The following is an 11384-nucleotide window of genomic DNA, read 5'->3' as shown; positions in this document are numbered from 1 at the left end:
GTATGACGCCTCGCTCCGGTTCGATGCCCAAAGGAAATCCCCTTGGGGGACACCGTTGCCCTTTCAGGCATGAGGCGAGGACTCCCAGGTAAGAACGCACTCCTTCATCGCACAACCGCCGCATCTACGCCGCTCCGCTTTGGTCACAAGAGCTTCGCGGTTCTTTGCCCGCTCGCCCTGCTCGGCGGCGCCTTCTATACGGTTCGTGTTCATCGGCTCGCGATTTACGCTCCACGCTTCCTCCCCACACTCAGTCGCCCTCGTGCAGTTGCGCTTCACTTCATTCGCTGTGACCAGCTTATGGCGGGACTTACACCCGCAGGCGTGCGCCCATCCTGGGCGCACAAAGCAAAAAGGTCTGATTTCGCAATGAAATCAGACCTTCGAATGCTGTTTGGTTGCGGGGGTAGGATTTGAACCTACGACCTTCGGGTTATGAGCCCGACGAGCTGCCAGACTGCTCCACCCCGCGTCAGAGAAAAGAAGTATATCCGCTTTCTCAAGACGCGTCAAACATTGCGCCTGGTCACCGCGCTCAACGCGGCAACGCAAACGCATACACCTTGCCATCGCCGGCCAGATAAAGCCGGCCGTTCGCGGCAACGATCGTCGAAAAACGGCGCAGCCCCGGCATGCGATCCTCGTCCCCTCCGCCGGAGAAAACGGGCTCGCCATTGTCGGCACGAAAGCCGTGGAGGCGGTCGTCGCGTTCCGCGCCCGCGATCCAGACGATGCGGTTCGAGTGGCCATCGCTCGTCGTCGTGATCGGGTTGCCGCCGCCCTCCATTGGGCGGCACCATGCGGACTTGATGCCGCCCTTGCCCGCGCCGTCGATGCGCAGCACGGTCACCCCCGCCCCTCGTCCGCCGCCCGGACACGATTCGAGTTGAGCCGCACTTCTGAAGGCAACGAAGGCGGCATCGCCATCGGCCCAGGTTGCCGGTGCCGTGAGAATAGGCGCGCCCGATACCGCGCTGGCCTCGAGCGCACCGCCGATTCCGCCAAGCTTGTCGCGATCGAGCAAATACGCCTTGCCATCCTTGCCAAGCGCCAGCATCAATCGACGCCCATGCACGGTGATCGGCACCGCACTCGTAGCACCAAGGTCGCTGTCGTCGCTATCGAGCTGCTGCCAGTCGGAAGGGGCGAAAAAATCGCTTCGATCCGACGAGCGCGTGAGTTCGGGGCTGAGCCGAATGACAGCCTCGCCGTCGGCCCATGACTTCGCGCCCGACGTGTTGCCCGTTGTCACGAACAGATGATCCTCAGCCGCGACGATGCCGGCCGGCGCCCAGATCCCGCCCCGCGTGCCGCGCGTATGCCACTCGCCCGATACGGCCGGCGCGTCGAGCGCAAGGGCGACCACGCGCCCGCGGTATGCGCCGCAATCTCCCGTATGTCCGCCGTACGGAACGAAGAGCCGCCCGCCCGCGAGCACGAGCGCGCCCCGCTGGTTTTGCACCGTTGCATCGAATGCGGTACCGAGCGCCTTCACGCCGGCCGCGACGTCGACAGGCCATCCTTTCAGCACCGATCCGTCGCGCAGCGCGAGTCCGAAGATGAGATGCTTGAGCCCCTTTCCGTCCTTCACCATCGCATCCAGGTAAAGGGCGCCTTTCGTGGGATCGATGACAGGCGTGCCCGTCACGCCGAGCGGATCGATATCGCCGCACGGCAAATCGCCGCGCCGGGCCGGCTGGCCAAGCGCACGCTTCCAGACGACACGGCCCGTCGTCGCGTCGAGCGCATAAACGATGTTCGATTCCGTCGCGACGATCACGAGCCCGACGCTCGCTCCAGGCGGATGCCAGTACAGCGGTTGCGCGTAGACATGCCCTTCGATCGTGCCATCGAAGCCGCTGTCGCGGCGAAGCTGTCCCGCGTTCTCCCACGTCAGATCACGTATCACGTACTGACCGGCGCGATCGGCCGACCGGTGATACCCGAGCACCGAGCCACCGCCGAGCGACCACGCCGAAGCGGCGCGCATGAAGATCAGGACTGCGAAGGAAACCAGCACGACGAGCGGCACCGCGACGCGCGCGATGAACGCCGGGGTGCGGCCCGCGACAGTGGAATCGCCGGGCTGCGGCAAAGGCGGTTTTTCCACGATAGGCTCCTGACGTCGATCGCGAGAATCATGCTACAAAACCCGCGTCGGCGTGCGCCAATTGCGCACGCCAAAAGCGTCCATACGCCCAAAACGCGTCAGTGCGAATGCCGCGGATCGCCTCGTGTTTCGATGACCTTCAGGTAAAGCGTCGCCGGCTCGAGGCAGCCGCCTGTCGAAAGCTGTCCGACGAATTGCCGATAGATTTCCTGCCACGGCGTTTGCGACGGCGGCACGCTCGCGGCGGTCTCGCCACGGCGTCGCGCGAGCTCCGTTTCATCGACGAGCACATCGACCCTGCGCGCGTTCAGATCGACGCGAATCCGATCGCCGGTGCGCAACAGCGCAAGCCCTCCGCCTACCGCCGACTCCGGCGACATGTTGAGAATCGACGGACTCGCCGATGTGCCGCTTTGTCGGCCATCGCCCAAGCAGGGCAGCGAATCGATGCCCTGCTTGATGAGCGCCGCGGGCGGTGCCATGTTCACGACTTCGGCGCTGCCCGGATAACCCACCGTGCCGCAACCGCGAATGACGAGAATGCAGTGCTCGTCAACGTCGAGCGATGGATCGTTGATGCGTGCGTGATAGTCCTCGGGACCGTCAAAGACGATCGCGCGCGCCTCGAAACGATTTTCGGCGCCCGCCTCGCTCAGGTACGTTCGGCGAAACGCCTCGCCGACGACCGACATCTTCATGATCGCGCTGTCGAAGAAATTGCCGCCGAGCACGATGAACCCGGCGCGATGCTTGAGCGGCGCATCGCAACGCCGAATGACGTCGCCGTCCGCGTCAGGTGCGGCTTGCGCGATCTCGGCGATCGTGCGGCCCGATACGGTGGCGCACGCTCCGTTGAGCCGCCCCGCGGCATGCAGTTGCCGGAGCACGGCTGGCACGCCGCCCGCACGATGAAAGCCCTCGCCAAGATACTCGCCGGCCGGCATGCAGTTGACGATGAGCGGTACGTCCTCGCCGAACCGCTGCCAGTCGGTCAGATCCAGCTCGATACCCATGTGCCGCGCGATGGCGATCAGATGCGGCGGACAATTGGTCGACGCGCCCAGCGCCGAGGCGACGACGATCGCGTTTTCGAACGCCTCGCGCGTCATGATTGCAGAGGGCCGCACATCTTCGCGTACGAGATCGACGATGCGCTTGCCGGTCACATATGCCATCTGAGCACGCTCGCGATAGGCTGCCGGGATCGACGCGCATCCCGGCAGCGACATGCCGAGCGCTTCGGCAAGCGCGTTCATCGACAGCGCGGTGCCCATCGTATTGCAATGTCCGATCGACGGCGAAGCGGCGACGGTGAGCTCCATGAACCCCTCGTAGTCGATTTCGCCGGCGGCCAGCAGATTGCGCGCGTGCCAGATGACGGTTCCGGATCCGACGCGCCGGCCGTTGAACCAGCCGTCGAGCATGGGGCCGCCGGACAGGACGATGGCTGGCATGTCGACGGTGGCCGCGGCCATGAGACAAGCCGGCGTGGTCTTGTCGCACCCCGTCGTCAGCACGACGCCGTCGAGCGGAAAACCGTGCAGGATCTCCACGAGCCCGAGATAGGCCAGATTGCGGTCGAGCGCGGCGGTCGGCCGGCGCGACTGCTCCGCGAGCGGATGAACGGGAAATTCCATCGGAATGCCGCCCGCGTCGCGAATGCCTGCCTTCGTCCGTTGCGCAAGCTCGATGTGGTGCCGGTTGCACGGTGCCAGATCGCTGCCCGTTTGCGCGATGCCGATGATGGGGCGGCCCGACTGCAACTCCTCGCGCGTCAGACCGTAGTTCATGAAACGTTCGACGTAGAGCGCCGTCATGTCGGCATTGGCGGGATCGTCGAACCACTTCTGGCTGCGCAGTTTGCGCATAGTGGAGGAAGCCATGTCGGTTGTCGTCTTCGTCATCGAGAGAGAAAGTTCGCGTTCAACTGCCGTACCATCCGGCGTCGACGAAATACTCGCGCCCCGAGCATCGCTCCCCGTCGTCCGAGGCGAGGAACAGCGCCATGCGCGCGACATGCTCGGGCTCGATGCGTTGCGGCAGGCACTGACCGGCGACGAGCTTCGCTTCGCTATCGGCCGATTGCCACAGTTTCATCTGACGCGGCGTTCGGACAGCGCCCGGCACGATCGCGTTCACGCGAATGCCGAAGCGGCCCAGATCGCGGGCGAGGCCGCGTGTCATTCCTTCCACGCCCGCCTTCGCGGTCATGTAGATCGACAGTTCGGGCAAAGCCAGATGCCACGAGATCGAGCCGAAATTGAGAATAACACCGTGCCCCGCGCGCTTCATTGCGGCCGCCGCATGCTGAGCACAGAAAAACTGGTGGCGCAGGTTGACGGCGATGCGCTCGTCCCAGTAGGAAGGCGTGACTTCGTCTAGAGCGTGGCGGTCGTCGTTCGCTGCGTTATTGATGAGCACGTCGATCGTCTGCGACGCCGCTTCGATATCGGCGAACACTGCCGCCAGCGAGTCGAGATTGCGCAGATCGCAACGATAAAAGCGCGGTATGTGCGCGCAGTCGGCCAGACGCGTCACGAGTGCGCGCGAATCGTCCTCGGCCACGTCGATGAACGATACGCGCGCGCCCTGCCGCGCGAACGCTTCCACGATCGCGGCACCGATGCCGCTGCCGCCCCCCGTCACGACGACGGACTTGCCGGTAAGACTCGGATAAATTGCGTACGACATGCGAATTCCAAGAGTTGCGAATCTGGGGCGCGTCTGGCCGCCCCGGTTTCAACGCCGGTTCGATCCGGACACCACGTCGATCCAGACCGCCAGAACAAGAATGCCGCCTTTCACGATCATCTGCCAATAGGCATCGACATCGAGCATCGACATGCCGTTATCGAGACTCGCCATGACGAGCGCGCCGATCAGCGCCCCGTAAACGGTGCCCGAACCGCCGCGCATCGACGTGCCGCCGATGAAACAGGCCGCGATCGCGTCGAGTTCGCCCATCGTGCCGGCAGACGGCGAGCCGGCCGCGAGCCGGGCGGTATTCACGATGCCGGCGAATGCGCACATGAGCCCCATCAGCGCGAACACGGCGAGCTTCACGCGGTTCGTGTCTACGCCGGATAGGCGCGTCGCTTCCAGGTTCGAGCCGACCGAGTAAATCCGGCGTCCGAAGACGGTCTGCGTCGCGATCCAGCTGAATACGCCCAGCAGCACCAACACGAGCAGCACGGGCAGCGGGATGCCGCCGTAGCTGTCCAGCACGGCAACGAACACCCCGAGAATGGCGCCGGCACCCACGACCTTGGCCACATCCTGCCAAAGCGGCAGGAGAGCCAGATCGTAGCGGCGGCGGTTGGCACGCTGGCGCACCGTCAACAGCGTGAGGAGCGCGAACAGAACCACCGCCAGTGCAATCCCCGCCGCCCGCGGCAAATAACCCTGGCCGATGAAGACGAATGGGTCGGAGACCGGCGCGATGGTCGAACCGCCCGTGATACCGAGCAACACGCCGCGATAGGCGAGCATGCCGCCCAATCCGACGATGAACGATGGTATGCGCCGGTACGTCGAAAGCCATCCGTTGAAGAGTCCGGCCAGGATGCCCAGCACCATCACGGCCGGCACGGTCAGCCCGATGGGCCAGTGCCGGTTGGCATCGAGGATCGCCGCGACGCCGCCCAGCAAACCGAGCAGCGAACCCACCGACAGATCGATTTCACCGGCAATGATGATGAACACCATGCCGCACGCCAGCATGCCGCTCACGGCCATCTGTCGCAGCAGATTGGAAAGGTTGCGCGGCGTGGCGAACGCGCCGTGCGTCAGTACCGCGAAGAAGACCCAAATCACCGCCACCGCAAGGAGCAGCGCAAGAATCTTGTAGCGCGCGAACAGTTGCCTGATGCGCTCGGTGCCCGGCAGCGAGCGTTCGTCTGTCGTTCCGGCACGGCTTGGGGAAATCGTTTCGGGAGTCATGCGGCATTGGCCTCGTTCTGTTGCGCCTGGCGGCCGGCAGGCTGAATCGCGGCCGTCAGGATCTGCTCTTGCGTGAGCCCGTCGTTGACAAAATCGCCGCGCACTTCGCCTTCGCCGATCACGAGAACGCGGTCGCTCAAACCAAGTACTTCGGGCAGCTCCGACGAGACGACGATGATCGCCATACCCGTTTTCGCGAGCTCGAAGATGAGTTTGTAGATTTCGTACTTCGCGCCGACGTCGACCCCACGCGTCGGTTCGTCGAGAATCAGCACCTTGGGATGCGTCAGCAGCATGCGGGTGAGGACCGCCTTTTGCTGATTGCCGCCCGAGAGGTTCGCAATCGGCAGCATCGGATGCGCGGCGCGCACCGAAAGACGCTTCATCTCCGTGCGGATCGTATCGAGTTCGGCCGCGGCGTCGAGCGCGCCGTGCCGGGTGAAGCGCTGCAATACCGACAGCGTGATGTTGTGGCCGACGCCCAGGAGCGGCACGATGCCGTGCCGCTTACGATCTTCGGGCACCATCGCAATGCCCGCGCGAATCGCGTCGGCTGGGCTTCGAATCGACAACGGCTGCCCGTTCAGCAGCACGTGTGCGGTGCTCGTTCCGGCATAGGCGCCAAAAACGGCCTGCATCAGTTCCGTGCGGCCCGAACCGACGAGGCCCGCGACGCCTAGAATCTCGCCGCGCCGCACGTTGAACGACACGTCGTCGACTCGCTTGCGCCGCGGGTTCGTGACATCGAGACAGGTGACGTTACGCGCTTCGAAAACCGTCTCGCCGATCTCGTGGGGCTCGCGCGGAAAAAGATTCGTGATCTCGCGGCCGACCATCATCGCGATGATTTGCTCGGTCGTCAGGCCGCGCATGGGCTGCGTCGCGATATGGCGTCCGTCGCGGATCACGGTGACCGTGTCGCACACCGCCTCGACCTCGTCGAGCTTGTGCGAAATGTAGACGCACGCCACGCCGCGCCGCTTCAGATCGCGCACGATATCGAGCAGGATCCGCGTTTCCGTCGCGGTGAGCGATGAGGACGGCTCGTCGAGAATCAGGAGCCGCGCCTTTTTGTTCAGCGCCTTGGCGATCTCGATCAGTTGCTGATGCCCGCCGCCATAGTTCATGACGGGCTGGGCGACGTTGATGCCGGCGATGCCGAGTCCGCGCAGCAATTCGTCCGCGCGCTGGTACATCGCCGCGTAGTTCATGCGAGCACCCGGCAGCGTGAGCTCGTTGCCGAGGAAGATGTTCTCGGCCACCGACAGCTCGGGCACGAGCATCAGTTCCTGATGAATGATGACGATGCCGGCGCGCTCGGTGTCGCGCACGCTCGCCGCCTTGAGCTCGGCGCCATCCCAGACGATCGATCCCTCCCAGGTGCCATGGGGATAGACACCCGACAACACTTTCATCAACGTCGATTTGCCTGCGCCGTTCTCGCCGCACAGACCGAGACACTCGCCGGGCGAAACGCGCAGGTCGATGCCGTCCAACGCCTTCACGCCCGAGAACGTCTTGACGATGCCTTTCATCGTCAGCAAAGCTTGCGTCATTCGATTCATCCACGTCGATGCGCGCGCACCGCCGCCGGCCGGGGCCGGGCAGCAGTGCCGCGCGAATGCCTTCGCGTCAATTGCTCGAAAGCTGCGTCTGCGTATAGAAGCCGTCCTTGACGACGACGTCGACGTTTTTCTTGGTGAGCAGGATCGGCTGCAACAGTATCGTGTCGACCTTCTTCTTGCCGTTGTCGTACTGAGCGTTGAAGGCGGGTTTCTGGCCCTTGGCCAATTGCACGGCGAGCTTCGCCGCCTCGCTCGCGATTTGCCGGATCGGCTTGTAGACCGTCATCGTCTGCGTGCCGGCCATCACGCGCTTGACCGCCGCCAGATCGGCATCCTGGCCCGAGACCGGAACCTTGCCCGCCAAGTGCTGCGCCGCCAGCGCCTGGATCGCGCCGCCCGCCGTACCGTCGTTCGAGGCGACGATCGCGTCGATCTTGTTGCTGTTGGCCGTCAACGCGTCTTCGACGATGCGCAGCGCATTCGATGCGCTCCATTCGGGCACCCACTGTTGACCGACGACCTTGATATCGCCTCGATCGATCGCCGGCTTGAGCACTTTCAATTGCCCTTCACGCAGCATCTTTGCGTTGTTGTCCGTCGGCGCGCCGCCGAGCAGGAAGTAGTTGCCCTTCGGCTGAGCGTCGAAGACACCCTGCGCCTGCAGTTCGCCGACCTTTTCGTTGTCGAAGGAGATATAGGCGTCGACATCGGCATCGAGAATCAGCCGGTCGTACGAGATCACCTTGATGCCAGCCTTCTTCGCTTCGGCGACGACGTTGCCGAGCGTCTTCGAATTGAACGGCACGATGACGATCACATCGACGCCGCGCGAGATGAGGTTTTCGATCTGGGCATTCTGGCGGGCCTCGCTCGCATCGGCCGACTGCACGGAGACCGTCGCGCCGAGCTTCTTCGCGGCTTCGACGAAATAGTCGCGATCGCGCGACCAGCGCTCGACGCGCAGATCGTCGATGCAAAAACCGATTTCGGGGTGATCCTTGCTCGCATGCGCGAGCGGGGCGGCCGCCGACAAACCGGCGACGATGGCCGTGCATATCAGCGAACTCAAGAACGAACGACGCTTTGCGGATTGCATGTCTCACTCCTTTTTATATTGGGCTTGACGCCGCGGCAGACGAAAAGCGCTCGGGTGGCGGCAACCTCGTCTGTCGGGCGGGCTTCGACGCGCCGGCGTGCACAGCATGCCGCCCTCGAAGTGACGCCATACTGCCGCGCGGCCCGGGCCGCGACAATTACGAAATTGCGCATCCGCCATAACGTTTCTTGCGGGTGCCGGGCACACGTCTTACGCGTAACGGCTTTCGCGCCTAAAATCGCGGAGCAGCGAGACAAGAATCGATACCGGAGACGAGCATGCACGAGACACCGCGCCCCCGCGCGCGAACGCCACGATGACGAAGCCGTCCGTGCCGCCCAAGGCGCACCGCATCGCCTTGCTCTTCAACGCCAACAAGGTCTACGATCGCGAGATCATCACCGGCGTCGGCAACTATTTGCTGTCCACCCGCATCGGGTGGGACGTCTTTCTCGAAGAGGATTTCCGCTGCAGGCTGACGGGCATCGAGCGCTTCGACGGCGACGGCATCATTGCGGATTTCGACGATCCGGCCGTCAGCGAAGCGCTCGAAGGCTCGCCGCTGCCCGTCGTGGCGGTGGGTTCGTCCTACGAGGACCCGTCGGACTATCCGTCCGATGTCCCATATATTGCGACGGACAACGTCAAGCTGGTCTCGCTCGCCTATACGCATCTGATCGGCGCGGGCTTGCAGCATTTCGCGCTGTACAGCCTGCCGCCCACGCCGAATCACCGCTGGGCCCATCAGCGTGAGCTCGCGTTCGCGCGCCTGCGCCGCGCCGATGGCCGAACGCCCGAGGATATCGAAGGCGAAATCTATCGCGGTCTCAGCACGAGCGCGCCCACGTGGGACCAGGCGATCGAGCAGCTCACGGGCTGGCTGCACGCGCTGCCGAAGCCTGTGGGCATCATCGCCGTGACCGACGCACGAGCGCGACACCTGCTCCAGGCGTGCCTGATGTCGGGTATTCCCGTACCCGAGGACGTCGCCATCATCGGCATCGACAACGATCCGCTCGCGCGCACGCTCACGCGCATTCCGCTGTCGTCGGTCATTCAAGGCACCGAAGAAATGGGGCGTACGGCCGCCCATCTGCTGCATCAAATGCTGCATGGGGCGCGCTTCGGGGCGCGCCGCATCCTCGTGCCGCCCGTCGGCATCAATGTGCTCGAATCGACGAAGCATCGCCCCATCGCCAGCCCGTATGTCGCGCGTGCCCGTCATTTCATCCGGCAATACGCCTGCCAGGGCATCCGCACGGAACAGGTCGCGGACTACGTGGGCGTCTCGCGCTCGTCACTCGAAGAGCATTTTCGCCGCGAGCTGAGCTGCACGATCCACCAGGAAATCCTGCGGCAGAAACTCGATGCCGCGAAAGCGCTGCTGGCGCGGCGCGACATGGCGACGGCGGAGGTCGCCATTCGCTGCGGGTTTACTTCGCTACAGTACATGCACGCCGTCTTTCGTCGCGAGCTCGGCTGCACGCCGCGCGAATTCCAGGAGCGCGCGAGCGCACCGGCGACGGGGTGAATCGGCGCCGGCCCCTTTTCTCTTTTCCTCTCTTTACCGTCTCTTCACTTCACGATACGTCATGATCAACACCGCAATACCGTGTTCCGAACCGTGGGGCATGCTGCCCGGCTCGCAGCCTGTGCGTCTGTTCACGCTGCGCAACGCCCAGGGCATGAAAGTCGCCATCAGCGACCTCGGCGCGACGCTCGTGTCGTGGCTCGCCCCCGATCGCGCGGGACGCCTGGGCGATGTCGTGCTCGGCCACGACACGCCCGCCGAATACCTTGCCTCCACGGCTTACATGGGTGCGACCGTCGGGCGATGGGCGAACCGCATCGCCGGCGCGCGGTTCGTGCTGGACGGCGTCGAGTACACGCTCGATCGCAACGAAGGACCAAATCTGCTGCACGGTGGCAATGCCGGCTTTCATCGCGCGCTGTGGGACGCCGAGGAAGACGACGGCGGGCTCGTCATGCGACTTCACTCGGAGGAAGGTGAAGCGGGCTTTCCGGGGAACGTGGATGTCACGGTGCGCTACTCGCTCGACGACGAAGGCGAGCTCAGCATCGAATACGGGGCCCGCAGCGACGCACCGACGCCGATCAACCTGACGAACCATGCGTACTTCAATCTGACGGGCGAACCGGGCACCGATATTCGCGGCCATGTCGTATCGATCGAATCGGACCGCTTTTTCGAGGTCGATGGGGCGCTGATCCCATGCAGCGAGTCGCTCGTTGCCGGCAACGCATTCGATTTTCGACAAAGCGCGCCGATCGGTGCGCGGCTCGACTGGCCCCACGAGCAGCTGACGCTCGCGGGCGGCTTCGATCACTGCTACGTACTGCCCGGCACGGCGCTGGAAGGGCGGCCCGTGCGTGAGGTCGCGCGCGTGTACGACCCCTCGAGCGGCCGCGAGCTGACGGTCTCGACCGATCAGCGCGGCTTGCAGTTCTATACGGGCAATTTCCTCGATGACGAGCCGGGGCGCAACGGCAGCCGGTACGCGCGGCACGCCGGGTTTTGCCTCGAGGCCGGCGCCTTTCCGAACGAGATCAACCGGCTCGAACGCGATCATTTGATCGTGCGGCCCGACAAGCCGTATCGTCAGGTGACGAAGTACCGGCTCGGCGTGGCCGCGAACGCTTGAAGCCGGCCTGC

General features: G+C 64.4%; 8 protein-coding genes and 1 tRNA gene. 2 read left to right on the top strand and 7 right to left on the bottom strand.

Features of this window, described 5'->3' with window-relative positions; genetic code table 11:
* Window positions 1–395: 395 nt before the first annotated feature.
* The 7 genes from VGL01_RS02900 to xylF all read right to left on the bottom strand — a co-directional run bounded on the left by VGL01_RS02900 (window position 396) and on the right by xylF (window position 8710).
* Window positions 396–472, bottom strand: a tRNA-Met gene (locus VGL01_RS02900).
* 63 nt (window positions 473–535) lie between these two features.
* Window positions 536–2110, bottom strand: a complete 1575-nt coding sequence (locus VGL01_RS02895) for a PQQ-binding-like beta-propeller repeat protein (protein ID WP_331566887.1) — start codon at window positions 2108–2110, stop codon at window positions 536–538.
* Between the two features lie 98 nt (window positions 2111–2208).
* Window positions 2209–3993, bottom strand: coding sequence for an IlvD/Edd family dehydratase (locus VGL01_RS02890; protein WP_331566885.1), 1785 nt, complete (start codon window positions 3991–3993; stop codon window positions 2209–2211).
* A gap of 40 nt (window positions 3994–4033) precedes the next feature.
* Window positions 4034–4801: an SDR family oxidoreductase gene (locus VGL01_RS02885; RefSeq protein WP_331566883.1), complete on the bottom strand. Its 768-nt coding sequence runs from the start codon at window positions 4799–4801 to the stop codon at window positions 4034–4036.
* Window positions 4802–4849: 48 nt separating this feature from the next.
* On the bottom strand, window positions 4850–6049 hold the full coding sequence (locus tag VGL01_RS02880; protein ID WP_331566881.1) for a sugar ABC transporter permease: 1200 nt from the start codon (window positions 6047–6049) through the stop codon (window positions 4850–4852).
* Window positions 6046–7605 carry a D-xylose ABC transporter ATP-binding protein gene (gene xylG / locus VGL01_RS02875; protein ID WP_331566879.1) on the bottom strand — a complete coding sequence of 520 codons (1560 nt, stop codon included), beginning with the start codon at window positions 7603–7605 and terminating at the stop codon, window positions 6046–6048. The genes VGL01_RS02880 and xylG overlap by 4 nt, the downstream gene beginning before the upstream one ends.
* Window positions 7606–7681: 76 nt before the next feature.
* On the bottom strand, window positions 7682–8710 hold the full coding sequence (gene xylF / locus VGL01_RS02870; protein ID WP_331566877.1) for a D-xylose ABC transporter substrate-binding protein: 1029 nt from the start codon (window positions 8708–8710) through the stop codon (window positions 7682–7684).
* A gap of 316 nt (window positions 8711–9026) precedes the next feature.
* Here xylF and VGL01_RS02865 point away from each other — a divergent pair, with 316 nt between their 5' ends.
* Window positions 9027–10241, top strand: a complete 1215-nt coding sequence (locus VGL01_RS02865) for a DNA-binding transcriptional regulator (protein ID WP_331566875.1) — start codon at window positions 9027–9029, stop codon at window positions 10239–10241.
* A 61-nt stretch (window positions 10242–10302) separates the two neighbouring features.
* Window positions 10303–11373, top strand: coding sequence for an aldose epimerase family protein (locus tag VGL01_RS02860; RefSeq protein ID WP_331566873.1), 1071 nt, complete (start codon window positions 10303–10305; stop codon window positions 11371–11373).
* Window positions 11374–11384: the final 11 nt, after the last annotated feature.

This window comes from Trinickia sp., from assembly GCF_036503415.1.
Lineage (GTDB): Bacteria > Pseudomonadota > Gammaproteobacteria > Burkholderiales > Burkholderiaceae > Trinickia.
This window is presented reverse-complemented; position numbering and strand designations above follow the sequence as displayed.